Source organism: Streptomyces sp. GL_148 (assembly GCF_057834205.1).
Map to the genome: position 1 here is coordinate 2,723,423 of NZ_CM174396.1, position 25,111 is coordinate 2,748,533.

Genomic DNA, 25,111 nt, shown 5'->3' on the forward strand with positions numbered 1-25,111 from the left:
TCGTATGTCCAGGGAGGCGCAGTGATCGAACCTGGCACCAGCACCACGAGCACCGGCACCACGAAGACAGAGACCGAGGCAGCGGCACCGAGCGCGACCGGTCCGGTCTTCCCCCTCACCCTGGGGGTCGAGGAGGAATTCCTCCTCGTCGACGCCCGCACCCTGCGGGTGGTCCCGGCCGCCCCGCTCGTCCTGTCCACCGCCGCGGGGCTCCCCCACGAACTGCACCCCGAGGGCACCCGCTACCAGGTGGAGATCTCCACCCCCGTCGCCGACTCGGCCGCGACCCTGCGCAGCGAGCTCGCCGGCCTGCGGCGCACCCTCGCGCGGGCCGCCCGCGCGCACGGCTGCCGGCTGCTGGCCGCTCCCTCGCCGGTGCTCGCCGTGGAGGGCCCGCTCCACCTGACCGACGACGAGCCGCGCCAGCGCGAGCAGGCCCGGCGCTTCGGCGCGCTCACCGACACCCTCGTCAGCTGCGGCCGGCACATCCACATCGGCACCCTCGACGTGGACACGGCGGTGGCCGTCTCCAACCGGGTCCGGCCGTGGCTGCCCACGCTGATCGCACTGGCGGCCAACTCCCCCTTCTGGGGCGGCCGCGACACCGGGCACGCCAGCTGGCGGGCGATGGCCTGGGCGGGCTGGCCCTCGGCGGGCCTGCCCCCGCACTTCGGCTCGACGGCCCACTTCCGGCGCTCCGTGCAAACCCTGCTCGGCTCCGGGGCGGCCCTCGACACCAAGATGGTCTACTGGGACCTGCGGCCCTCGGGGAACTGGCCGACGCTCGAACTGCGGGCCCCCGACATGTCCCCGGACATCGACTCCGCCATCCTCCAGGCCGAGCTGGCCCGCGCCCTCGTCGCGACGGCCCTGCGCGAGATCGCCGAGCAGCGCCCCGACCCACCCGTACGGGAGGACGTACTGCGTCTCGCGCGCTGGCGGGCGGCCCACGACGGCCTGGAGGGCTTCGGGCTGGACCCGTACACGGGCGTCGAACTCCCGGCGGCGGACCTGGCGGAGGCCCTGCTCGACCTGGTGGCCCCCGAACTGGCCGCGTCCGGCGACCTCGACCACGCGGCGAGAACCCTGGCCGGCCTCCTGCGCGACGGATCGGGCGCCCACCGCCAGCGCACGGCCTTCGCCCGCCGCGGCGACCTGAAGGACGTCCTACGCCACCTGGCGGACGAGACCGAGGCCTCCTGACCTCCGTCGGATCCGCTGGAGCCCGCTGGAGCCCGCTGGAGCCCGCCCAGGAAATGCCAGAGCCGCAGGTGAGATCGTTTCTTCACCTGCGGCTCAGAGCGTTGCGGGCGCGGCGAGACTCGAACCGAGCGCCCGCCCCCGCGATCGGACCGCCGAGCCGGATGTGCGCAACCGCTTCCCCGGCTCGCGGCAAGGCCCCATCAAGTTCCGTAGCGCCCCTGCGCCTTTCGGAATCCGGGTTCACACTTGTGGCGATTGTGATGACAACAAGGATGTCAAGAGGCGAGAACGCGTCAATGTGCAGCGTCCTCCAGCATGGCGATGTCGAGCTTTGAGTTTCCGAATGATCATTGTAGTATCTGTTTCCAGTTTGATCGTCTGATTACGGGGATTCAGGGAGATCACGACGGGGAGTCCTGGCGTCGGGTAAGGGGCACTGCAGCGGGAAGCGGCGTAGCGCCGTCTGCGCATGCCCACGACGCTCTTCAATTTTCAACATTCTCCTACACCGCGTAGCTCCCATCGCGTCCTAGCCGGACCGCGCCAGGAGCCGGCCCGGCCCCGAATCATGCGCGTGCTCAGCCAGAGTCAAGAAATTCTGCCGCAGCATCAGCAACCAGGGGGAAGAAATGGGAATCAAGGTACTGGTATCCGATAAGAAGAATGTGTCCCGTTACGCGCTCACCGCCCTGCTTGAACAAGGAAAGGGGATCCAGGTCGTCGGATCGGTGAGCGGCAATCTCGATGCGCTCGAGTACGCCGACACACATCAGCCGGATGTCGTGGTCTTCAGCTTCGACGGCGCCGACGGCAACGTCATCACCGTCGCCGAGAAGATCACCGGCCTGCCGGGATGCCGATGCCTTCTGCTCGCCGAATCATTCACCCGGTCAGTCGTACGCCAGGCATTCACCGGCGGCATCGCCGGAATGGTGCAGCAGAGTGCCTCCCCGTACCGCTTCTTCGAGGCCGTTCACCGGGTGCACCAGGGCGAAAGGGTCTTCGACACGGAGTTAACGGTGGCGGTGCTGGGAAACAGCGACTGTCCGCTGTCTCAGCGAGAACTCTCCGTACTCGAACAGCTCTCCCAGGGCGACACGCTCGGCGAGATCGCGGCGCAGTTGCACATCTCCGATGGAACCGTGCGGAACTACCTCCTGTCCGCAGTGACCAAACTGGGTGCGCGCAACCGAATCGACGCACTGCGCATCGCGCAGGAATCGCACTGGATCTGACGCGTACGCCACCTCTCGACGTGGGGCCTACGGCAGGACATTCCAGCTCTCATGGGTGGAAGAACTCTCGGCGGCTCTCCTGTGCACGGCGCTGACCTGCAACGATGTGTTGCGGTGGGCGGACCGTTAGAGTTCCCATCAATGTTTACGGAGGGCCGATCATGGCGGATGTCTCTGCTCGGAGTTCAGAACTGATCATCGCCATCACGATGGCCGATATCGCCATCATCCTCGTCGCCGGATCGATCCTGGGCCGGCTGGTCCGATACGTACGCCAGCCGCCCGTCGTCGGGGAGATCATTGCCGGTATCGCTTTGGGTCCGAGCCTCCTCGGCCTGCTGCCCGGAGATCTCCCTTCCCGCATCTTCCCGAGCGAGGTACGACCGTACCTGTCGGCCATAGCCCACCTCGGGCTGCTCGTCTTCATGTTCGGCATCGGCTGGGAATTCGACAAAAGGTTACTGCAGGGTCGGCGCGGGACCGCGGCAGCGGTCTCGATCGCCTCGGTCGTGGTCCCCTTCGTCCTGGCTGTCGGGCTCGCGGTGCTGCTGTACAGCCGGCACGACAGCGTCAACGGAAAGCACATTTCCTTTACGGCGTTCGCTCTTTTCATGGGCGCGGCGATGTCGATCACCGCCTTCCCCGTACTGGCCCGCATATTGACCGAACACCGGATGATGGGAACGCGCGTCGGCGCATTGGCACTTGCCAGTGCTGCCATCGACGATGTCCTCGCCTGGTGCCTGCTCGCCCTCGTGGCGGCCATCGTGAGCGCGTCCGGCGGTTCCGGAGATTTCGCGCAAACAGTGATCCTGTCCGTGCTCTACGTCACGGCGATGCTGTTCGTCGTACGCCCGCTTCTGTCATTCCTCGTACGCCGCTGGGTCAGCGACCGAATGCCTCCACAGTTCATCGTGGTACTCGTCGCCGGGCTGTTCCTGTCTTCCTATGCGACGACATTGATCGGGATCCACGCGATATTCGGTGCGTTCGCCTTCGGCTTCGTCATGCCGAGAGACTCGCGCGGCGTGCTCAGCGAAGCAGTAAAACGGCCGTTTGGTGGGATAAGCCTGGTGCTGCTGCCGGTCTTTTTCATCGTCACCGGACTGAACGTCGACATCAGCGCGCTGTCCGGACGTGACCTGCTCGAGCTGATCGCCATCATCATCGTCGCCTCCGCCGGCAAACTGCTCGGCGCTTCAATTCCCGGCAGACTGGCCGGTTTGCCGTGGAGGGAGGCCGGCACCCTCGGCATCCTGATGAACACGCGCGGCCTCACCGAACTGATCATCCTGAACGCCGGCGTCAGCCTCGGCGTCCTGGACAGCCGGCTGTTCACCATGATGGTCGTGATGGCGCTGTTCACGACCGCGCTCACCGGACCGTTCCTTCCGAAGGCTCCGGTACGCGTCGACCAGGTCGGACCCCGCGCCCGCCCGGAGGAGCTGGCCGCGGCGACGCCGGCGGTGTAGCCAGCCCAAAAGGCGATCGCCGCCATGGCAGTGATGCCATGGCGGCGATGCGCAGAACGAAAGCCGAGCGGTCAGTCCAGCAACAGTTCGGGCGAGTGCAGCTCAAGCCAGACGTGCAGGTCGAGCATGCGCTCGAGGTTGGACCGTACGGCCATCGACATGGCCGCCGGGTCCTGTGCCCCGATCTGCTGCGCCCACGCGCGGTCGACCAGCGCGAACACCTGAGCGTCCGGTTCCGCCACGATCTCCTTCACCTGCTGCTGCAGGTGAGCGGCGTACCCGGGATTCTGAGGCGAGGGGAACGGGCTCTTGACCCGGTCCAACACCGACCGTGGCAGCACGTGCGCCGCGGCCTGTCGGAGCAGGCTCTTCTCCTGGCCGTCGAACGTCTTCATCGCCCAGGGCGTGTTGTAGACGTACTCGACGAGCTCATGGCTGCAGAAGGGCACGCGCACCTCGAGCCCGACGGCCATCGACAGCCGGTCCTTGCGGTCCAGCAGCGCGCGAACGAATCGCGTGAGATGCAAATGGCTCGTCGTACGCATGAGCCGATCGATCTCGGGTTCCCCGTCGAGGTGCTCGACCGCGGCGCGCGCCGTCGCGAACTGGTCGGCGGTGTAGGCCGCCACATCGAGCCGCGCCCGCAGGCCGGGTTCGATGTGATCGGTCCGCGCCGCGAGACTCATCGGGGGGATGAACATCATCCACGGGAAGGTGTCCCCGCGCAGCGCCGCCGGGTGATGGAACCAGGGGTAGCCGCCGAACAGTTCGTCGGCCGACTCGCCCGACAGCGCGACCGTCGAGTGCTGCCGGATCGCCTTGAACAGCAGGTACAGGGAACTGTCGAGATCCCCGAACCCGTTGGGGATGTCCCGGGCGCCGACCGTTGCCCGGCGCACCGAAAGGTCCGAGATGTCGGAAGGGTCGAGCATCACGTCCCGGTGTGCGGACCCGACGTGTGCCGCGACGTCACGGACGAACGGCGAATCGGGGGTCTCGCGCATCTCGTCCGGGACGAAGTTCTTCTCCTGGCCGACGAAGTCCACCGAGAAACTGCGGACCTGCTCGCCCCGCCTGCCCAGCCGCTCCGCCGCCAGCCCGGTGATCGCGCTGGAGTCCAGACCGCCCGAGAGCAGGACGCACTGCGGCACATCCGAGATCAGCTGCCGGTCGACGATGCCGGTGAGCAGCTCCCGCACCCGGGCCACGGTGTCCTCGCGGCTGTCGGTGTGCTCGACCGCGCGCAGGGTCCAGTAGGTCCGTTCCCGCAACCCACCGCGGTCCACCTTGATCAGAGTGCCGGGCACCACCTCGCGCATGCCCTTCCACAGCGCCCAGCCCGGGGTCTTGGTCTGCGCGACCAGCTCCCTCAGCCCGTCGGTGTCGACCGCCTTCCGTACCAGGGGGTTCGCCAGGATCGCCTTGGGCTCGGAGCCGAACAGCACTCCGTCGGGCGTCGGGTAGTAGAAGAGCGGCTTGATCCCCATGCGGTCGCGCACGAGAAGCAGTTCCTGACTGCGCTCGTCCCAGATCGCGAACGCGTACATGCCGTCCAGGTGGTCGACGACGCTCCCGCCCCACTGCAGGTAACTGCGGAGCACGACCTCGGTGTCACTGTCCGTCCGGAACGGGTGGCCCAACGCCTTGAGCTGATCACGCAGTTCCCGGAAGTTGTAGATCTCCCCGGAGTAGACCAGGACGATGTCACCGGTCGGTGTGCTCACGCCCATCGGCTGCGTTCCGCCGGGCAGGTCGATGACGGCGAGGCGCCGATGCCCCAGCCCGACATGTGTGCGCACGTACGTGCCGCGACCGTCCGGCCCGCGACAGGCCATCGTCTCGGTCATCGCATCGAGCACGTCGCCCCGGTGCGTCAGATCGGCGTCGAACGACACCCAGCCTGCAATCCCGCACATCTCACGTCCTCTTTTCCATGACACCTTTTTCAAATAAACCCAGAACGCACGAATACGGCCAAGCTAGCATCGAAGTTTTTACCCGACAATGTTCGTTTCCCCCCGGCCCGTGTGGATTTTCCATAGCCGTGGAGTGCTAGAATCGACGCACCCATATGGAGGATGAGATGCCCGCAGAACAGCCCCGCGCCAAGGCCGTCGGCCGGCCACCTCATTTGTCCCTCGAGGCCATCATCGCGGCGGCGGATCACATTCTGCAGACCGAGGGTGCCGGAAAGCTTTCGATGCGCCGCCTGGCGGACGAATTGAACAGCGCACCGATGGCGCTCTATTACCATGTGCGCGACAAGAATGAACTGCTCCTGCTCCTGATGGAGACCCAGGCTCAGCGCATACCCCGCCCGGAACTGCCTGAGGATCCCCGCGAGCGGCTGATCGCGGTGTCGATCATGCTCTACGAGCTGCTCGCCGACCGGCAGTGGATCATCCAGGTGCTGGCCGGTGACGACCTCGTCGCCCCCTCGGCCCTCTGGTTCGTCGAGGAGATGATCGGCGCCACGGTGGACTGCGGCCACACTCCGGAACAGGCCGTGTACATCTACCGCACGATCTGGTACTCGATCGTGGGCGACTTGATCATCCGCGTGAACGGCAAGCACCGACGCAGCCGGACCAAAGGACCGGTCTACGAGGACCAGGTCGTCGCCGGCCTGATGAGTGGCACGCACCCCCACCTGGCGGCGCTCGCCGGTCGATGGGCCGAACTCAACGCCCGTGACACGCATCGGCAGGGCCTGACAGCGATCATCGACGGGCTGCTGCGGTCCGACGAGATCGCGGAAGACAAGTAGTTCGACAGGTCACGGCGTTCGACAGGTCACGGCGCGGACGGCCAGGGGACCGACGATTTCTCGGACGCCCTCCGTGCGTACGCCGTGAGCAGTTCGATGACCGAGTCGCGGTGCTCGTCCAGGTAGAAGTGCCCGCCCTCGAAGGTCTGGAGCGCGCACGCGCCGTCAGTGACCTCGCGCCATCCCTGGGCTTCGGCCGAAGTGATCTCGGGGTCCCGATCGCCGTACAGCACCGTGACCGGAGTCTGCAGACGCGCGCCGGGCGATGGCCGATAGGTTTCGCTCAACCGGTAGTCCCTCCGGATCATGGGCAGGAAGGTCTGCACGAGCGGGGCGTTGTCGAGGATGTCGAGCCGCGTCGCGTCAGTGCGCCGCAGTTCCTCGATCAGCTCCTCGTCGCTGCCGAGGTGGATCCGTCCCGGCCGTGTCAGCGCCGGCGCAGGATGCCCGGACACGGCCAGCCCCATCGGCGGGTCACCCGCCGCCGTCAGGTGACGGGCGATCTCGTACGCGACGATGGCCCCCATGCTGTGCCCGAAGAGAATCGTCGGGACAGGCGGCCCGTCGAGCGGTAAATCGGCCGCCAATACGGCGGCGAGGCGCTGTATATCGTCCGGGACCGGTTCGGCATACCGGTCCTCTCGGCCCGGGTACTGAACGGCGAAGAATTCTATGTCCCAGGGCGCCGACGGGGCCCACGACCGGTAATAGCTCGCGCTGCCGCCGCCATGGGGAAACAAAAGCACTCGGGCTCGTGCATAGGGCCGGGCCGCGAGCCGGCGGAATGTGCCGACCCGCCGGTCCCGCGACAAAGGATCGATCAGCATACCGTCACTCATTCACTCGCTACCGGTGCCATGGAAATGTTCCAGAAGTCGGCGTACCGGCCACTTCGGTCAAGGAGCTCGTCGTGGCTTCCCTCCTCCACGATGCGGCCGCCTTCCAGGAAGAGGACGCGGTCGGCCCGTTGCACGGTCCGCATCCGGTGCGCGACCATCACCACGGTCCGCCCCGCCATCAGGCGCTCGATGCCCTCGTGGACGGCTGCCTCGTTCACCGGGTCAAGGGCGGAGGTCACTTCGTCCAGCAGGACCACGGGCACGTTCTTCAGCAACGCCCGGGCGATCGAGACGCGCTGGCGTTCGCCGCCCGACAGCAGTGCGCCGCCCTCGCCGACGTTCGCCGCCCATCCGCCGGGCAGCCGCTCGATCACCTCGTCCAGCCGTGCCGCGGTCGCCGCCGCCCGGACGTCGGCTTCGTCGGCGTCGGGACGACCCAGGCGCACGTTCTCCTCGATGGTGCCGTCGAAGAGGTAGACGTCCTGGAAGACGATGGCGATCTGCGCCATCAGCACCTCCGTGTCGATCTCGCGCACGTCGACGCCGCCCACGCGCACCGCGCCCGTGTCCACGTCGTAGAACCGCGCGAGCAGCTGCAGCAGCGTGCTCTTGCCCACACCCGACAGTCCGACGACGGCGAGCCGCTGTCCCTGGGGCACGGAGAACGACACGTCGTCGAACACGGTGCGTTCGCCGTGCCGGAAGGTGACGGACTCGAACGCCAGGTCGTGGTGGACCGGCTGGACGGGTTCGCGCGGTTCCGGCAGCGGCGCGGTGCGCAGGACCTCGTCGAGCCTCTCCAGCTCTGACTGCGCGCCGCGGAGTTTGCCGCCGATGTCCGACAGCGACAGCAGCGGATCGGCGCAGCGGGCGGCGAGCACCAGGATCGTCAGGACCTCCGCCGCACCGATGCTCCCGCCGAGCGCGAGGGAGGTGGCCAGGGCCAGCACTGCGGTGAAGCTCACCTGCACCGTCAGCGTCAGGCCCACCGCACCGGGCAGCATCGCCAGCACCGTACGGCGGGACTGGCGCTGGACCTCCTGCAAGGAGTCGTCGAGCAGCTCGAAGCGTTCTCCGGTCCGGCCGCCGGCGCGCAGCACCGGCTGGGCCTGGAGGAACTCGATGACGCGGCCCGAGGCCTCCTTGTCGCGTTCGTGGCGCTCCACGTCGGTGCCGGCCATCGAGCGTGCGGTCCAGGCCTGGATCGCCGCCACGACGGGAGCGGCGATCAACGCGGCCACCCCCAGCTGCCAGTTGAAGGTGATCATCACGGCGACGATCGTCAGGGGGGTCACCAGGGCGGAGATGAACGGTGCCAGCAGGTGCGCGGCCACGCCCATCGCCTGCAGCAGGCCGCGGCTGGCCATGACGGACACCTCGCCGACCCGTCCGGCGTTGTACCAGCCGATGGGCAGCCGGGCCAGATGCTCGCCCAGCCGGTAGTACATGCCGTGCAGCATCTTGGTCCCGACGCGCATGCCGGAGAGGTCGCTGAAGTAGCGCAGCACGGCGTAGACCGCGACCGCCCCGCCGAACGCGATCAGCCACGGCACGGCGTCGTCGGGCGTGCTGCCGAACAGTTCGCGCAGCACCGGAACCAGCAGCGCGTAGGAAAGACCCTCGACGACCGCGGTGATCGTCATCAGGGCCACGGTGCGGCGCATGGCCTGGGCGTACTCGGGTCCGAGCACGCGCAGCAGCGTTCGAATCATCGGGGCACGCCTCCTTGGGACCGCCAGAACTCGGCGAACTTTCCGTCTTGCGCGAGCAGTTCGGCAGGCCTGCCGCGCTCGACGATCGACCCGTTCTCCAGCATCACGACGGTGTCGGCGTCGGCGACCGTTTCTAGGCGATGGGCGATGACCAGGATGGTCCGGTCGCCGCCCAGCGTCGCCAGGGCCTGGCGGATCGCCAGTTCGGTCTGCGGGTCGGCGAAGGCGGTCGCCTCGTCGAGTACCAGGACGGGCGTGTCGGCCAGCAGTGCGCGGGCGAGAGAGAGCCGCTGGGCCTCGCCGCCCGACAGCTTGACGCCCTCTCCGATCACCGTCTCGTAGCCGTGCGGCAGCTCGAGGATCCGGTCGTGGATGTTGGCCAGCCGGGCTGCGCGCACCACGTCGTCGCGCTCGGCGTGGGGCACCGCCAGCGCGATGTTGTCCGCGACCGACGCGCGCAGCAGGCGGACGTCCTGGAAGACGAAGGAGACCATCCGGTAGAGCTGCCGGCTGCCGATCTCGCGCAGATCGACACCGCCCAGGACGACCGAGCCGTGGTTCGGGTCGAAGAACCGCGGCAGTAGCTGGACCAGCGTCGACTTCCCGCTTCCCGACGGCCCGACGAGCGCCGTGAAGGTCCCGGGCTCGAGCACCAGGTCGATCCCGCGCAGCACCTCGTGGTCGTCTTCGTAGCCGAAGCGGACGTCACGCAGTTCCACCCTGTGGCCCTGGGGCGCCACCGGGTGCGCGGGCTCGGGAAGCGACTCGACCTCGAGCACTTCCTTGATCCGGCCGACCGCGCGGCCGGCGGCCTGCATGTCGTCGAAACCGTGGCCCAGTGCCGCCACCGGAGCGGTCAGTCCCAGGCCCAGCAGCAGGAAGGGCAGCAGGTCGGCCGGGGTCATGCTGCCGGACGTGATCAGAGACGTACCGCCGATCAGGACGACCAGCAGCACGAACGGCGGCGACAGCGCCAGCTGCATCCCGGCGGCGACGAGGGACATGCCGCGCACCCACCGGAAGAAGGTGCCGACGAAATCGTCCACGGCCGAGAGGAACTTCCCGTGGGCGCGCTCGGATCCGCCGAACGCCTTGACCACCGAGATGCCCTGCACGAACTCGACGACGGAGCTCGCGATCCGTCCCATGGCCGCGTCGAACTCCTCCTGCTCGCGCGTCCTGGCGGGGAGCATCAGCAAGGGGACCAGCGCGATGGCCATCACCACCGGGATCAGCGTGATCAGCGTCAGCCGCCAGTCGATGGTGAACAGGTAGATCAGCGACACCAGCGGTACCACGAACGCGGAGACGATCTCACCGGGTGCGTGGGCGATGAGGGGGTGCACGGCACTCACGTCCTCCCCCACCACCTTGGCCAGCTCGCCGGTCCTGCGCCGGGAGAACCAGCCGATCGGCACGCGCCCCAGCCGCGCGGCCAGTTGCCGGCGGAACGTGAGCTGCACCTGGCCGTCGAGCACGTGCCCGAGCCCCGAGGACGCGGCCGTGAACAGCAGCCGCACGAACAGGCCCGCCGCGCCCGCGATCACGACCAACCAGACGTGATCTTCATCGATCGGGCCCGGCGCCAGCAGGGTGCGACCCAGTTCGACGACCGCCAGCAGTGGCGCCAAACCGGCGAGAGCGCCGACCACCTGCAGGATCGCAACGGCCGCGAAGACCCGGACATGAGGACGCAGCAGCCTTGACAGGCTCTGCTCCCCCGCGGAGTCGGAATCCAACGGTGGTGAGGACCGCTCCCCCGCTCCAACAGCGTCGATCGTGTTCATCCCTCTCCAATCGTACGCGTACAAATATTACTGTACTTGGCCGCGGGCCAGGTGGGCTAGAGATCCGCGATTGTCAGCGCCTCCCCTGGTTCCGGTACGGCGACCTCGGGATAACCGAGGGTCTCCGTCAGCTCTTTCCAGGCACGGGCGACGGCCAGATGGCGCTGCTGACCGTGCAACGGGTCCACCCCCGCTTCCATGCGCTCGCGCAACTCGTCCATGACGGCCAGCACCCCGTCCCCCCACACCTCGTGGACGGCGGCCGACCAGGTGGGCGTCTCGGCCGCACCCACATAGGCGCCGGTCGGACCGAGGTCGTCCGACCACGCCTCCCCGGAGTCCGCCCGGCTCGGGAAGAACCGTCCCTGCGGGTTCGACGGCACGCGCAGCACCGGGCTCCAGATCACCGGACCGTGGGTGTTGGCCAGCATCAGGTTGCCCGCGTCGGTGCCGATGGTGATCCGGTGCAGGAGCAGGCTGGTGCTGTCGTCCCCCGCCTGCATCCGGTTCTCCACCCGCAGCGTCAGCGGAACACCCGCGATCTGCGCGTTCACGCCGACCAGCGGACGGCCGGCCTGGCCGTCGACCGGATCGAGCGACCACGGCCGCAGCCCGTCGAAGATCCCGGCGAGGATGTCGAGCAGATCGAAGGAGACCTGCACCGCGCACATGGCGTCGACGAACACCGGCTTGCGCAGCCGGACCAGTGAGCGAGCGGCCGAGGTGAACCGCCGGACCGGTTCGAGATGCGGGTAGAAGGTGTTCAGCAGGTACTGGGTCCCGGTCCTGCGCGCCACCCGCAGGCAGTCCGCCAGCTCGTCCGGGTGCACCGGATGTTCCTGCAGCACATGGATGCCGCGTTCGAGCAGGGCCTTGGCCAGTTCGGCGCCCCGCCCGCCGCCGACCGCGGTCGACACCACGACACAGGCCGCGTCGACGTCGCCGGGCAGCTGCTCGACCGCGTCGTACAGCGGGACGCCGTACTCCTCGGCGAGCGCCGCGGAGCGGGCGCTGCCCCGTGCCAGGATGCCGACGAGCCGGATGCGCTCGGGCGCACGGGCGAAGGCCTCGGCATACACCTGTCCGAAGCGCGTGCCGCAGACGACGACGCGCATCGGGCGGGTCATCGGCGCTCCACCGGCTGCGCGGTGGGAACGTCCGTCAGGTGCGTCACGTGCGGTGGCCGGAGGCAGCTGAAGTGATCGCCCGGAACGTCGGTCACCGTCACGTCCCCCAGGCACACCCCGCGCCAGAACTCGCTCGTGTCGTCCCGCAGGCCGGGGAGGAGGTGCGCGGGCCCGACGGGGCGCAGGAAGGTGACGTCCCCTGCGTACGGGAGCGGCTCGTAGCACGCCACCGCCTCGAGGATCCGCGCGAAGACGGCATGCATCGCGGCCACCTGGCCGGGGTCGCCCAGCGCACGATGCAGTTCCGCTCGCCGCCCCGCGCTGTCCCACTGCCCGAGGGCGCGGAACCGTGCGGCGACCGGTTCGAGCTGCTCGTCGCCCGCCAGCCGCCCGATGGCGCCCTCGGCCAGGACGGCCGGCGAACCGGCCAGCGCGGCCGCCAGGGCCCGGCCGACCGCCTCCTCGGCGGGCCAGCCGAAGGCCTCCGGGTCGGCGCCCATCGTCCGGGTGAAGGCGTAGTCGACCACGAGGTCGTCGTGCAGCAGGTAGGGGATGCGGTAGCTGGACACCAGGGTCAGCCGCCGCACCGTCACGCCCGCCTCGCTCAGGGCGCGGGCCAGCTCCAGGGCGATCGGGCCGCCGAGGCAGTAGCCGATGATCTCGACGTCGTCGAGCCCGGCGGCCTGCACCTCCCGGGCGTATCCCACGGCCAGTTCCTCGATGAGGTCCGGTGCGGCGAGGCCGAGGTAGCGATCGCTGTCGGAGGCGGCGAGCCCCAGCAGGGGTGCGCCGGAACCGAGTTCGGCGATCAGCGCCTGGTACGGCACCAGGCTGCCCGATCCGTCGTGCACCAGCAGCCGGACCGGTCCCGCCCCGGATCCGGCCAACGGGATCAACGACGACGTCCGGGCCGCCGCGGCCGGCTCCGTGGCCCGTTCCGGCGCGGCGCCCGACTGCAGCCACTGGGCCAGGCCGGCGACCGTGGGGGTGTCCAGCAGGGCGCGCAGCAGCGTATCGAAGGTGACGTGTGCGGCCTCCGGGACGAGTTCGCGGACCCGTCCGACGAACCGGGCCGCCAGCAGCGAGTCCCCGCCGACGTCGAAGAAGCCCGTTTCGCGGCTCGGCGGCTCGCCGCCGAGGACCTCGGCCCACAGTTCGGCGATCCGTTGCTCGCAGCCCGGACGGGGCGGCTCGCAGGACTCGTTCTGCGGCGCGGTGGGCGCCGGCGCCGACGCGAGCAGCCTCGTGCGGTCGACCTTGCCGTTCGGGGTCAGCGGCAGCGTCTCGACGAGACGCACCTGCGCGGGAACCATGTGCGAAGGCAGCCGGTCGGCCACCCATCCGATGAGTTCCGCGGCCTCGACGGATCCGGACTGCTGCCGTGCGATCACGAAGGCGACCAGGGCCCGCTCGAACGCGCTGCTGCCGGTCGCCAGGACCACGGACGTGCCCACCATCGGGTGCTCGCCGAGCACCGCCTCGATCTCGCCGAGTTCGATCCGGTGTCCGCGGATCTTGACCTGCTGGTCCGCGCGGCCGAGGAACTCGATCTCGCCGGACGGCAGGTAGCGGCCGAGATCGCCGGTGCGGTAGAGCCGCTCCCCCGATTCCGGGTGCCGGACGAATCGTTCCGCGGTCCGCTCGGGGTCGTTGAGATAGCCGGTCGCCAGGCCGATGCCCGCGATGTACAGCTCGCCGGCGACCAGGTCGGGCCGGTCGCGCAGTGCGGTGTCGAGCACGTGGAAACGCTGGTTCGCCAGCGGGATCCCGTACGGAATGCTGCGCCAGTGCGGTTCGACGGTCTTGACGGGATGGTAGATCGACCAGATCGCCGCCTCCGTCGCCCCGCCCAGGCTGACCAGCTCGGTGTCGGGCAGGTGCCGACCGGCGTGGCCGGGCAGGGTCAGCGGAATCCAGTCGCCCGACAGCAGTGCCAGCCGCAGCCCCTCCAGGCCGGCGGGCCGGGCGGGTTCGCCGTCGAGGTAGTGCAACAGCATCTGCAGCTGCGCGGGGACCGAGTTCCACAGCGTCACTTCGTGCTCGGCCACCATCTCGGCCCAGTGCGAGGGGTCACCGCGGCGTGCGGGGTCCGGCAGCACCAGGACGGCGCCGACGGCCGGCGGCCCGAACAGGTCGTAGACGGACAGGTCGAAGCTCAGCGCCGCCAGCCCCAGGACGCGGTCGGAGCCATCGACGCCGAAGCGGTGGTTGATGTCGAGCACCGTGTTGAGCGCGGCGCGGTGGCTGATCATCACCCCCTTGGGCACGCCGGTCGAACCCGAGGTGTGCATGACGTAGGCGAGTTCCCCGGGTGCCACCCGGGGGCCTGCGGGGATCTCGGCCACCGGGACCGGCCGCACCCCGGACACGGCCACCGCCCGGACGCCCTCCGGGAGTTCGCCGGTCGCGGCATCGGCGACGACCGCGAACCGGGCGCCGCTGTCGGTGAGGATGCGATCACGCCGGACCCTGGGCTGGCCGGAGTCGACCGGAACGTACACGCCGCCCGCGAGCAGCACACCGAGCACCCCGACGACCTGGGCCCGGCACTTGTCGATCAGAACACCGACGAAGTCACCGGGGGCGCACCCCGCGGCCCGCAGCTGCTCGGCCACCGCGGCGGCGCCTCCCAACCACTGCCCGTACGTCAGCGACCCGGCGGTGTCGATCACGGCGACCCGGTCGGGGAATTCGCGCGCGTAGGCGACGAGCGGCTCGTGCAGCAGTCCCTCGGGCGCCGGCACCGTCGTCCCGTTCACCGCGGCGCGCAGGGTGCGCTGCCGTTCCGGCAAGGGCTGCGGTTCCACCGCGGTCCACGGCTCGGCGCGCTCGGCCAGCCGGTGCAGCAACGACTCGAACGCGGCGAACATGTCGTCCACCATGCCGTCGGGGAAGATCCCCTCCCGCAGGTCCCAGTTCACGTCCAGGCCGCCCAACTGGTCGCCCACCTGGCAGTCGATCCACACCTGCGGCGTCTGGCTGATCCCGTACGACGGACGCGGCTTCCTGCCCGCCACCGACACCGCGCCGCCCCCGACACCGATGCTGCCGGTGAACACCACCGGGAGCATCGCCTCCTCGCGCCCGCGGCGCCGGGCGATCTCGCGCAGCACCTCGACCCCGCTGCACAGCCGGTGATGGAGGTCGTCGAAGAGCCGCTCGCCCAGGGCGCGGGCGCGCTCGGTGAAGCTCGTCCTGCCCTCGCGGTCGACGGCGAGAAGGCTCAGCGACGTGAAGTCGCCGAGCAGCCGGTCCACGTGCGGGTGCAACGGCATGCGGTTGAGTACGGGCAGCCCGATGCTGAACCGTTCGGTGCTGCTCCAGCGGCCGATCGTCTCCACGTATGCGGCGAGCACCGCATTGGCCGGTGTGATGCCCTGCTCGGCGGCGCGGGCCTTCAACGACTGCCACACGCGGTTGTTCAGCGTCGTCGTCAGGCGGCGGAAGCGCGGCGGGGTCGTGGCCGGGTCCTGGTCGTCGCGCAGCGGCAGCACGGGCGGCCCGGGCAGCTCGTCGATGCGGTTCCACCAGTACGCGCGGTCGCGCGTGTACCGGCCGGTGTCACGCAGCCGGCGCTCGGCGAGAACGTAGTCCCGGTAGGTGGCGTCGATCTCGGGCAGTTCGCAGTCGGGCTGCTCGTAGCGACAGTCCAGCTCGGTCAGCACCTGCTGCATGCTGAGCCAGTCCAGCGCCATGAAATCCACCGACAGGTGCAGGACGCTGCGATCGGCGGCCAGGGTCAGGCGCAGCTCGTACATGGGGCGTTCGCCCGTGGGGTGCACTGCGTGCGACAGCTCGTCGCGCACCCCGGTGATCGCCCTTTCGGCCTCGTCGGCGCAGGCTCCGCGAAGGTCGGCGACCGCGATGCGGGTGTCCTTCAGCTCGGGCAGGACGCGCTGCGTACCGTCCTCGCAGATGACCATCCGCAGGGCGTCGTGGCGCCGCACCAGACCGTCCCAGGCCTCTTGGAGCCGGTCCGGAACCAGGCCGGCCGGATAGTCGAGTTCCTGATAGATGTGGCAGGAGACGCCGCCGTAGCCGAAGGCCGGATTGCGGCCGAAGAGGTAGGCGGACTGGATGTCGGTCAACGGGAAGGGCTGTTCCCGCTCGTCGGGCCGGGCCCGCCACACCGGATCGTCCTGGGGGCTCGCTCCGGTGTCGGCCAGCAGGGTCAGCAGCTCCGCCTTGTGGCGGCGCAGCTCCGCCAGCCGCTGGTCGTTCATGGCGCCCTGGGGCGCGCGGAACCGCAGCTGCCCGCCCTCGCGCCACAGGCGGATCCCGGCGCCGGAGAACTCTTCGAGCAGGTCGTTGGCGTTCACACCGCACCCTCTTCGTACGCGTCTTCGTACGCGTCTTCGTATGCGTCTTCGTATGCGTCTTCGTGCGCGTCGGCTGCACGGAGCTCGTCGATCAGCGCGCTCAGCCCCGCGACGGTCGGTGTCCGGATGAGGTCGCGCATGGGCAGTTCGACGCCCCAGGCGCCGCGCACCTCGGCGACGAAGCGCGTCGCGATCAGGCTGTCGCCGCCGAGCCTGAAGAAGTTCTCGTCCCGGCCCACCGATTCCAGCCCGACCAGCTTCATCCACCGCTCGGCGACGAAGCTCTCGGTGGCGCCCTGCGGCGGATCGCCCACGTCTCGCGGCCGGTCGACGGACTGTTCGAGGATGATCTGCACCTGCCGCCGGTCGATCTTTCCGTTGGCGCTGAGCGGCAAGGAGGGCAGCACGGCGAAGTGGGCCGGAACCATGTGTTCCGGCAGTCGGTCGGCCGCCCAGCGGCGCAGTCCGGCCGCATCGAACCCGCCGGCCGTCTCGGGCCGGTCCGCGCGGAGCAGGATCTCGCCGCCGGCCTCGGTGCGCAGGACCCGGACATCGGACAGGCCGGCCCCGGCGCAGGCTTGCCGCCAGCGGTCGGAGTCGTACAGCCAGGGGGTTGGGGGACGGCCCGCCTCGAACCTCCCCGCACGCGCCTCCAACGGCAGCGCGGTCACCAGCCCGAGCGGCGTCGGATGTGCGCGTTCGAGCAGGTAGAGGCGTCCGCCGGGAGCGAGCAGCAAGGCCAGGGTGGCCACGGCCACTTCCGGGTCCGCCATGCGGTGCAGGACGTTGTTGGCCACGACGGCGTCGTAGGCGTGGAGGTGCTGCACCGCGACGGCGTCGGCGCCCTGCAGGGCGGTCCGGGTGTGGTGCCCCCGCTCCTCCAACAGGGTCTGGGTCCTGGCCAGCGCCGGTTTCGAGGAGCCGAGCAGGGTGTACTCGACCGCGTCGGAGCCCAGTGCGGCGAGCAGTCGCGCGGCGCCACGGCCACCGGCCACGTCCCACTCCGCGACGTGCGGCCGCGCGGCGCCGCCGCTGCGTGCCCGCAGGTCCTGCGCGACGGCCCCGAGACAGGCTGCCGTCGCCGGCATCAGATCGCCGAGTGCCTCCGGCGCCAGGACCGGATCGTCCAGCAGGGCGGTGGCGTCGGCGTCGCCGGACATGATGGCCGACAGGAGCGGCCCGGCCCATTCCAGCGCGGCGGCGACGGCCTCGAAGCACGTCCCCTTGGCGGCCTCGCGAACCTGGCCGATCCACACCGGGCTCGTGACCTCGTCCCATCGGGCACCGTGCGCGTACGCCCCACCGGCGCCACGGACGAGCACGCGGCGGTCGCCGAGGTACGCGAGCCAGATGTCCGCCACCGGACGCTGTTCGGCGCAGACCGGCGGGTGGACGCCGTCGGTCCCGACCAGCGGTGCGAGGACTTCGGCCAGCAGCACCTCCACCAGCCGGTGCTCGTGCAGATGCGGATCGTTCGCGGCCGGGGCGTCGGGCGGCAGGAACGCGTTCCCGGTGTGATCCGCGTCCTCCCGTACCCGGTCCGGCGCCGACGAACGCTCGACCACGGCGGCGACCAGTTCCCGGCGTCCTTCGGTGACCGCAACGGCGACGGCCTGAGCCACCTCGGGATGCCCCTGCAGGCAGGCTTCGACCTCCCCCAGCTCGACCCGGAAGCCGTTGATCTTCACCTGATGGTCGAGGCGCCCGAGGAACTCCAGATTGCCGTCGGGCCGGTAGCGGCCGAGGTCGCCGGTGCGGTACCAGCGCTCGCCCTCGTGCTCGGGGAAGCGTGCCGCGGTCAGCTCGGGATCGCCCCGGTAGCCGAGAGCGACACCGGCGCCGCCGATCCAGAGTTCACCGGGCACCCAGTCCGGGCAGTCCCCGCCCCGCCCGTCCACCACCCGGAACTTCTGGTTCCGCAACGGCTTCCCGTACGGGATCGACCGCCAGCCCGCCGGCACCTCGGTGACCTCGTACGCATTCGACCAGATCGCCGCTTCGGTGGCGCCGCCGAGCGAGATGAACCGGCACCGGCCGTCCGTCGCCCGGGCCAGTCGTTCGGGCAGGTCGAGCCCGATCCAGTCGCCGGACAGCAGGGCCAGGCGCAGCGTGCCGGGGAGCGCAGACCCGTCCGCCGCGGTCAGCAGCATCTCGAGCAGGGCCGGGACGGTGTTCCAGACGGTCACCCCGTGCCGCCGGCACAGCGTCAGCCACTCGGTGGCGTCGCGCCGCCCGGATTCCGGCACCAGGACGGCGGAGCCGCCGGCGGCGAGGAACCCGAAGACGTCCCACACCGAGAGGTCGAAATCCAGCGCGGACACCGCCAGCACCCGGTCCTCGGCCCCGATCCCGAACCGCTCGCCCAGGTCCTCGACGGTGTTGACCGCGGCGCGGTGGCTGACCTCGACCCCCTTGGGCACACCCGTGGAGCCCGAGGTGAAGATCACGTACGCGGTGTCCTCCGGTTCGGCCGGCACCGGTGCGCTCAGCGGCCGCGCGAGCGCCGCCGCGTCGATCGAGAGCACCTCGACACCGGCATCGGCCGGTCCCAGGAGCCCGCTGCCGTCGAGGACGACCTCGGCGCCGCTGAGCTCCAGGATGCGGGCGCGCCGCTCCGCCGGCTGGTCGACGCCGACCGGCACGTACGCCGCGCCCGCGGCCAGGACCCCGAGCACCGCCTCGATCTGCTGCGCGCCCTTGGGCGCGACCACGGCCACGTACGATCCGCGGCCGACTCCGCGCTGCGCCAGCGCACCCGCGATGCGGAGCGCGCGCTGAGCGAGCTCGTCGTGAGCCGTCGATTCGCCTTCGCCCCACAGCAGGGCGGGCTGCCCGGCGCGCTCGGCGGCGCGCTCGAAGAACGCCGTGTGCAGAAGGTTCTCGGTGACCGTACGAACCTGGGAGTTGGCCGCCGCCCGTGTCGTCCGCTGCGCGGCCGGCAACGGTATCTCCGGTGGCGCGGCCTCCCACTCGCCGTCGAGCAGATCGCGGACCAATGCCTCGTAGGCCGCCATCATCGTGTCGAGGACCCCGTCCGGGAACAGTTCCTCGACGGCGTCCCAGACCATGCGCACGCTGCCTTCCCGGGTTCGGTAGATCTGATGGTCGAGCCAGACCTGCGGCGTCTGGGAGATCATCCAGCTCACATCGCCGAAGCGCTCCGCGAACTCGTCCGGGATCAGCGGCGCCGATAGGTCGAGGGAGAACACGACGGGCGCGCTGCGGGGCGAGTCGAGGTCGGCGCGGGCGAGGTCACGCAGGACGTCCACGCCGCTGTAGGCCGCGTGCCCGATGTCCTCGTGCACCTGCTTTTGAACGGCACGGGCGCACTCCTCGAAGCCGGATCCCGAAAGGTCCACCTCGAGCAGCACCAGACCCGTGAAGTCGCCCACGATGCGCTCGATCTCGGGGTGCGCGCCGAGGTCACGGTCGAACAGCGGCAGGCCGAGCAGGAAGCGCTCGTCGCCGGACCACCGGCTCAGGATCATGGAGTACGCGGTGGCCAGCACCACCGACGGCGTCAGGCCCGCCTTGTTGCCCCGCCGCTCCAAGGTGAGCCACTCGTCCGCCGTGAGATCGAAGTACCGGCGGACGAACCGCGGGGCGGCGACGGCCAGGGGGTCGATCGCCAAGGGCAGCTTGGGCCCGCCCGGCAGCGACGGGACCCGCTGCTGCCAGTACGGGCGTGCCCGCTCGCTCTCCACACGGCGGCCGGCGGCCTGGTCCGCGAGATACCGGCCGAACGTGTAGCCGATCTCGCCGAGGCTCTCCGGGTCTTCGTACAGGGCGGCCAGCTCGACGAGCATCAGCCGGAAACTGGCCAGGTCGGCGACCAGGAGGTCCGTGTTGAAGTGGATCCTGTCGACCCCGCCGGGCAGCCGTGTCAGCTGGACGTCGATGACCTCTCCGCGGCCGACCTCCAGGACCCGGTGTGACAGCCGGTCGCGGAGGTCCAGCGCCGCGGCCTGCGCCTCGGCGACCGCGCGAGCGCGGAAGTCGTTGACGGTCAGGCCGGGCCACGGCGACTGGGGCAGGACATGGTGGGTCGCGTCGTCGGTGAAGCGCACCCGGAGCATCGGATGACGTGCGAGCAGCGCCCGCACGGCCCGCTCGAGGCGGTCCGGCTCGACCGGCCGGACCACATCGAATTCCACGTAGTTGTGACAGCCGACGCCGCCGAGGGGCTGGCCTTCTCCGCGGCCGATCAGATACGCCTGCTGCACCGCGGTCAGCGGGAAGCTCCGGTCCGCCTCGTCGCTGTGCTCCTCGTACGCCGCGTTCGCCGTGTTCGCCGCGTGCTCCCCGACGGCTTCCGGCGCCGGTTCCCCGCCTTCGAGGGGGGGCACCATCTCGGACCAGGCAGACAGCCGCGGGTCGTCGGCCAGCTCCGCGAACGAGGCGTCGAGGCCGGCGCGGTTGAGCCGGCTCACCAGCCGCATCAGGCTCATGGACTGTAGGCCGAGCTCGAAGAGATTGCAGTCGTCGTCCGCCGCGGTCAGCTCGATGCCGAGGACGTCGGACACCAGTTCGCGCAGGGCTGTTTGCCGGTCCATTTCGAAGCTCCCCTCAGAGCGCGCGGGCGCGCATGCTCGCGAAGTACTCGTTCTGGGTCGGGAGTTCCTGGACGAGCTTCTCCGCCTTCAGGCGGATGCGCTCGAACTCGGCCAGCGCCGCCCGCTCGTCGGCCAGGTCGAGTGCGGGCGAGTGACGGACCTCGATGCCGCCGGCGCCCAGCAGGATGCAGTTGTACGAGTACGGCGGAAGCCCGTGGTAGTACGGGAAGACGGTCTGCGCGTCCGGCACCTTGTGCTTCCAGCCCTCGATGCGCTCGGCCAGCGCGTCCGGGATCTTGCGCGTCTTCGTGTCCTTCCAGTACTGGTTGTCGGCACGCTTGGCGCCCACGTAGTGCAGCACCAGGAACTCGCGGACACCGTCCATGACGTGCGCGATCGAGTCGTTGTACAGGTTCCGCAGGTGGTGGTCGTCGCGGCCGGACGGGAAGTACTTGACGATCTGCTCGATGGCGTGGTGGATGAAGAAGATGCCGGTCGATTCCAGCGGCTCCACGAACCCGCTCGACAGCCCGACGGCCACGCAGTTCTTCACCCAGGAACGGCGGCTGCGGCCGATGCGCATCTTGATGTGGTTCGCCTCGACGTCCGCTGCCGCGGGTCCCACGAACTCGCGCAGCGTGCGCTCCGCCTCCTCGGGCGTGGCGTAGTCACTGGCGTAGACGTAGCCGGTGCCGATGCGCTCGATCAGCGGGATGGTCCAGGTCCACCCCGCCGCCTGGGCCGTCGCGGTGGTACAGGGCCGTATCGGGTCGCGGTCCATGTCCATCGGCACCTGGAGTGCGACCGCGCTGTCGTTGGGCAGCGTGTCCTGGTACGACTCGAAGGGCTCGCCCAGCGCCTTGTTCAGCAGCAGCGCGCGGAATCCCGTGCAGTCCACGAACAGGTCGCCCTCGAGCTCCCCGTGCTCGGCCGTCCGCACGTGCGAGATGAATCCGTCCCCGTCGACCGAGACGTCCGTGACGTCGTCGGTGATGTGCCGGACGCCGCGCTGGGTGGAGTAGGCCGTCAGGTACTTCGCCAGCAGGGCCGCTTCGAAGTGGTAGGCGTACGGGAACTGCGTCCCCTGGTACTCCACGATCGTCGAGCGGGCCGAGTTCTCCTCGCGCTCGTGCTCGACGAATCCCTGGTCGATCAGCTTTCCGTCGAGATAGCGGGGCGAGCGCCCGGCGTCGCACAGCGACGCCATCACGAAGGAGTCCTTGTCGAACCGGCTCGTGGTCGGGTGGCGCAGCCACCAGTCGCTGAGCGGGAACCCGTCGACCGAGCCGAGCTGCTCGAACGGGTGGTAGAAGTGGTGACCCGGTTCCCGCCAGTTCTCGAAGCGCACGGCCAGCTTGTACGTGGCGTTGCAGGCCGGCATCCAGTCCGACTCGGCCAGCTGGAGGTACTCGAAGAAGTGCCTGATGTCGCTGAAGGTCGCCTCACCGACGCCGATGGTGCCGATCCGGGCCGATTCCACGACGGTCACGTCGATCCGGTCGCCGAACGCGGCCACCAGGTAGGACGCCGTCATCCATCCCGCCGTACCGCCACCGACGATCACGACCCGCTTCGTCTTGCCCGGGTCCTTCGCCTGCTGGTTGTCCACGCCACTAACAGTCGTCACTGCGTACTCCTTCATCACAACACTGACCAAATTCGGGTGACGTCGGCTTTTCGGCCGCCAAGAGTTCTGGAAAAAGGGTTCGTTCCGCCGCGCGCCACAGATACGCGGCGCCGGACGAGCCGGCCGTGCCCGCCTCGCCGCCGAGCAACAATTCCGCCACGGCCGCGTGCCGCCCCCTGCAGGAGCGCATCGAGGCGTCGAAGGCGGCCATCGCGTCGTGGACCCGGTCGGCGTCCGCACCGGCACGGTCCCGGTACTCGGCGAACGCGGCGTCCAGCGACATCTCTTCGAGGCGCCCGAGCATCCGGGCCCGGTCGCGGTCGGTCAGCCCGGCGATGTTCAGCAGCCGGCGGTCCGTGACCCCGCAAAGGAACTCGATCTCGCGGAACTGGACGGACTGGAAGCCGCTCGAAGTCCCGAGCGTCACCCGGATGTCGTTGAACTCGTCCGGCGTCAACGCACGGAAGGAATCGAAGTGCTGGGTGACCACCAGCATGATCTGGGGCAGCCGCTCGAGATGGACGCAGGCCTCGGCGCCCTTGCCCTCGGTCAGTGCCCGGCGTGCGGACTCCAGGTGGCGCAGGATGACCGCGAACCAGATCTCGCACGCCTGGTGGGCCCCGAAGAACAGGGCGCGTTCCGGGGTGTCGTGCACGCGGGCGATCTCGAGGAGTTCGTCCAGCCTGAGCCTTTCCCCGTACGCCGGGCAGTGCTCGATGTCTGCTTGATCGTTCATTGCAACTGCCCCTCACGCAGGAGCTTCTTGTCGATCTTCCCGACGGGAGTGCGGGGAAAGTCGGGCACGATGACCAGGTCGTCCGGCAGCTTGTAGGCCGCCAGCCCGCGGCCCTGCATGTGCTCCCTGATCGCGCGCAGCGAGAGCGGCGGCGCCGCGTCGTCCGTTCCCGCGGCGAGGACGACGAACACGCAGACGCGCTCGTCCCGCTCCTCGTCCGGCACGCCGACCACCGCTGCGTCCCGGACCAGCGGGTGGGTCAGCACGTGGCCCTCCACCTCCTCGGCCGAGACCTTCTCGCCGAGGTGATGGATGATGTCCTTCAGCCGGCCCTCGATGACGATGTTCCCGTCCGCCGTCATGCGGGCCAGGTCGCCGGTGCGGTAGAACCCGTCGGCGGTGAAAGCCCGTTGGTTGGCCTCCGGCGCGGCGAAATAGCCCCGGATCGTGTACGGGCCGCGGGTGAGCAGCTCGCCGGTCGCGCCGGGGGCGACGTCGGCGTCGTCGGGGTCCTCGGCGTCGACGATCCTGATCTCGTCGTCGGGCGAGAGCGGCTTGCCCTCGGTGCCGAAGACGACCTCCTGCGGATCGTCGAGCCGGGTGTGCGTGATCAGTCCCTCACCGGTGCCGAACACGTTCATGATCCGGCACCCGAGGTTCTTGCTGACCCGCTCCGCCGCGTTCGGCCCGAACTTCGAGCTGCCCACCTGAATGGTCATGCCGGTCATGTCGACCGGGCTGCCGAGCGCCTCTTCCGCCCACAGCAGCGCCATCCCGGGCACCAGCGCGGTGAGCGTGACGCCCTCCTTCTCGATGAGCGGGAACACCAGGCCGGGGCTGGGGTTGGCTGCCAGGACGGCCTTTCCGCCGACGATCAGCGCGCCCAGCACGCCGGGGCAGCCGAGCGCCGCGTTGTGCGGCACCGGATTCGCGGCGAGGTACACACCGTTCTCGTCGAACCCGGTCGCCTCGGCGCACGCGAGCACGTTGTAGACGTAGTCGTCGTGGGTCCGGGGGATCAGCTTCGGCACCCCCGTGGTCCCGCCCGACAGCAGCAGCAGCGCCACCTCGGAGGCGTCGACCACCGGCAGGTCCCGCGGCTCGGAAGCGGCCAGCTCGGACAACGGTGTGTGCTCCTGCGCCTCGCCGGCTATCACGATGTGCCGCAGCCCCGGTGCGTCGGCGCGAACCTCGCGGGCCAGCTGCCGGTGGTCGAACCCCTGCAAACGGTCCGGGCCGACGTAGGCCACCGCCTCCGAGGCGCGTACCAGGTGGAGGATCTCGTCCCGGCGGTGTCCGGGCAGCGCCATCACGGGGATGGCCCCGATGCGCAGCAGCCCGATCATGGTGGACAGGAACTCGATGACGTTCGGCAGGTGCAGCACGACCCGGTCGTGCCTGCGGACGCCGAGATCCAGGAAGCCGGACGCGATGCGGTCGGCCTCGTCGAGCAACTCCGTGTAGGTGACCCGGCGTTTCATGTCCACCGCGGCGACCTTGTCCGGGTGGCGCTGCGCACTGTCGGCCACCCGTTGGTGGAGGGAGACACCCGTCCAGTAGCCGACTCGCCGGTACCTCTCCGCGAAGTCGGGTGGCCACGGCACGAACCCGTCCAGCATGCTTCCTCCTCGGTTGCGACGCCATCAGAGTCGGGCAGGGTCTCCGCTGCCGCATCAGTCCCCAACAGAGCTCTGAAAGTTTTGGCCGAAGAGGCCGACGGCTTGGTGAACCTGA

At 69.7% G+C, this 25,111-nt stretch carries 15 protein-coding genes; 5 read left to right on the plus strand and 10 right to left on the minus strand.

What is annotated here, in order from left to right; translation table 11 throughout:
* Nucleotides 1-21 precede the first annotated feature (21 nt).
* The 3 genes from AC3IYI_RS12600 to AC3IYI_RS12610 all read left to right on the plus strand — a co-directional run bounded on the left by AC3IYI_RS12600 (nt 22) and on the right by AC3IYI_RS12610 (nt 3,910).
* Nucleotides 22-1,203, plus strand: coding sequence for a carboxylate-amine ligase (locus AC3IYI_RS12600; RefSeq protein ID WP_489410255.1), 1,182 nt, complete (start codon nt 22-24; stop codon nt 1,201-1,203).
* Nucleotides 1,204-1,832: 629 nt separating this feature from the next.
* Entirely contained in the window at nt 1,833-2,438 is a 606-nt protein-coding gene (locus AC3IYI_RS12605) for a response regulator transcription factor (RefSeq protein WP_489410256.1), read from the plus strand.
* Nucleotides 2,439-2,599: 161 nt separating this feature from the next.
* On the plus strand, nt 2,600-3,910 hold the full coding sequence (locus AC3IYI_RS12610; RefSeq protein ID WP_489410257.1) for a cation:proton antiporter domain-containing protein: 1,311 nt from the start codon (nt 2,600-2,602) through the stop codon (nt 3,908-3,910).
* Nucleotides 3,911-3,981: 71 nt separating this feature from the next.
* Here AC3IYI_RS12610 and asnB read toward each other — a convergent pair whose 3' ends face one another.
* Complete coding sequence (gene asnB / locus AC3IYI_RS12615; protein WP_489410258.1) at nt 3,982-5,826, minus strand: asparagine synthase (glutamine-hydrolyzing); 1,845 nt, start codon at nt 5,824-5,826, stop codon at nt 3,982-3,984.
* A 167-nt stretch (nt 5,827-5,993) separates the two neighbouring features.
* Here asnB and AC3IYI_RS12620 point away from each other — a divergent pair, with 167 nt between their 5' ends.
* On the plus strand, nt 5,994-6,677 hold the full coding sequence (locus AC3IYI_RS12620) for a TetR/AcrR family transcriptional regulator (protein ID WP_489410259.1): 684 nt from the start codon (nt 5,994-5,996) through the stop codon (nt 6,675-6,677).
* Between the two features lie 26 nt (nt 6,678-6,703).
* Here AC3IYI_RS12620 and AC3IYI_RS12625 read toward each other — a convergent pair whose 3' ends face one another.
* The 3 genes from AC3IYI_RS12625 to AC3IYI_RS12635 are packed head-to-tail and all read right to left on the minus strand — an operon-like array spanning nt 6,704 to nt 10,775.
* Nucleotides 6,704-7,504, minus strand: a complete 801-nt coding sequence (locus AC3IYI_RS12625) for a thioesterase II family protein (RefSeq protein WP_489410260.1) — start codon at nt 7,502-7,504, stop codon at nt 6,704-6,706.
* A gap of 8 nt (nt 7,505-7,512) precedes the next feature.
* Nucleotides 7,513-9,228 (minus strand): ABC transporter ATP-binding protein, encoded by a 1,716-nt coding sequence (locus AC3IYI_RS12630; RefSeq protein ID WP_489410261.1) that lies wholly within the window; start codon nt 9,226-9,228, stop codon nt 7,513-7,515.
* Complete coding sequence (locus tag AC3IYI_RS12635) at nt 9,225-10,775, minus strand: ABC transporter ATP-binding protein (protein ID WP_489411517.1); 1,551 nt, start codon at nt 10,773-10,775, stop codon at nt 9,225-9,227. Before AC3IYI_RS12635 ends, AC3IYI_RS12630 begins: the two co-directional genes overlap by 4 nt.
* A gap of 12 nt (nt 10,776-10,787) precedes the next feature.
* On the opposite strand from AC3IYI_RS12635, the gene AC3IYI_RS12640 reads away from it, so the two are divergent.
* Nucleotides 10,788-10,934 (plus strand): hypothetical protein, encoded by a 147-nt coding sequence (locus AC3IYI_RS12640; RefSeq protein ID WP_489410262.1) that lies wholly within the window; start codon nt 10,788-10,790, stop codon nt 10,932-10,934.
* A gap of 137 nt (nt 10,935-11,071) precedes the next feature.
* Here AC3IYI_RS12640 and AC3IYI_RS12645 read toward each other — a convergent pair whose 3' ends face one another.
* From AC3IYI_RS12645 to AC3IYI_RS12670, 6 genes are all read right to left on the minus strand, one after another.
* Nucleotides 11,072-12,142, minus strand: coding sequence for a Gfo/Idh/MocA family oxidoreductase (locus tag AC3IYI_RS12645; RefSeq protein ID WP_489410263.1), 1,071 nt, complete (start codon nt 12,140-12,142; stop codon nt 11,072-11,074).
* Nucleotides 12,139-16,461, minus strand: coding sequence for a non-ribosomal peptide synthetase (locus AC3IYI_RS12650; RefSeq protein WP_489410264.1), 4,323 nt, complete (start codon nt 16,459-16,461; stop codon nt 12,139-12,141). Before AC3IYI_RS12650 ends, AC3IYI_RS12645 begins: the two co-directional genes overlap by 4 nt.
* Nucleotides 16,458-21,014, minus strand: coding sequence for a non-ribosomal peptide synthetase (locus AC3IYI_RS12655; RefSeq protein WP_489410265.1), 4,557 nt, complete (start codon nt 21,012-21,014; stop codon nt 16,458-16,460). Before AC3IYI_RS12655 ends, AC3IYI_RS12650 begins: the two co-directional genes overlap by 4 nt.
* Before the next feature lie 13 nt (nt 21,015-21,027).
* Nucleotides 21,028-22,548 (minus strand): tryptophan halogenase family protein, encoded by a 1,521-nt coding sequence (locus tag AC3IYI_RS12660; protein WP_489411518.1) that lies wholly within the window; start codon nt 22,546-22,548, stop codon nt 21,028-21,030.
* A 79-nt stretch (nt 22,549-22,627) separates the two neighbouring features.
* Nucleotides 22,628-23,377, minus strand: coding sequence for a tryptophan 2,3-dioxygenase family protein (locus AC3IYI_RS12665; RefSeq protein ID WP_489410266.1), 750 nt, complete (start codon nt 23,375-23,377; stop codon nt 22,628-22,630).
* The gene (locus AC3IYI_RS12670) at nt 23,374-24,996 is read right to left on the minus strand and encodes a (2,3-dihydroxybenzoyl)adenylate synthase (protein ID WP_489410267.1); all 1,623 of its coding nucleotides are present in this window, start codon (nt 24,994-24,996) and stop codon (nt 23,374-23,376) included. Before AC3IYI_RS12670 ends, AC3IYI_RS12665 begins: the two co-directional genes overlap by 4 nt.
* Between the last annotated feature and the right edge of the window lie 115 nt (nt 24,997-25,111).

Excerpts from the sequence above, each read along its gene's own strand:
- AC3IYI_RS12605 (WP_489410256.1), top strand. The coding sequence starts at position 1,833 with ATGGGAATCAAGGTACTGGTATCCGATAAGAAGAATGTGTCCCGTTAC.
- AC3IYI_RS12610 (WP_489410257.1), top strand. The coding sequence starts at position 2,600 with ATGGCGGATGTCTCTGCTCGGAGTTCAGAACTGATCATCGCCATCACG.
- asnB (WP_489410258.1), bottom strand. The coding sequence starts at position 5,826 with ATGTGCGGGATTGCAGGCTGGGTGTCGTTCGACGCCGATCTGACGCAC.
- AC3IYI_RS12620 (WP_489410259.1), top strand. The coding sequence starts at position 5,994 with ATGCCCGCAGAACAGCCCCGCGCCAAGGCCGTCGGCCGGCCACCTCAT.
- AC3IYI_RS12625 (WP_489410260.1), bottom strand. The coding sequence starts at position 7,504 with ATGCTGATCGATCCTTTGTCGCGGGACCGGCGGGTCGGCACATTCCGC.
- AC3IYI_RS12630 (WP_489410261.1), bottom strand. The coding sequence starts at position 9,228 with ATGATTCGAACGCTGCTGCGCGTGCTCGGACCCGAGTACGCCCAGGCC.
- AC3IYI_RS12645 (WP_489410263.1), bottom strand. The coding sequence starts at position 12,142 with ATGACCCGCCCGATGCGCGTCGTCGTCTGCGGCACGCGCTTCGGACAG.
- AC3IYI_RS12655 (WP_489410265.1), bottom strand. The coding sequence starts at position 21,014 with ATGGACCGGCAAACAGCCCTGCGCGAACTGGTGTCCGACGTCCTCGGC.
- AC3IYI_RS12660 (WP_489411518.1), bottom strand. The coding sequence starts at position 22,548 with ATGACGGCGTCCTACCTGGTGGCCGCGTTCGGCGACCGGATCGACGTG.
- AC3IYI_RS12665 (WP_489410266.1), bottom strand. The coding sequence starts at position 23,377 with ATGAACGATCAAGCAGACATCGAGCACTGCCCGGCGTACGGGGAAAGG.
- AC3IYI_RS12670 (WP_489410267.1), bottom strand. The coding sequence starts at position 24,996 with ATGCTGGACGGGTTCGTGCCGTGGCCACCCGACTTCGCGGAGAGGTAC.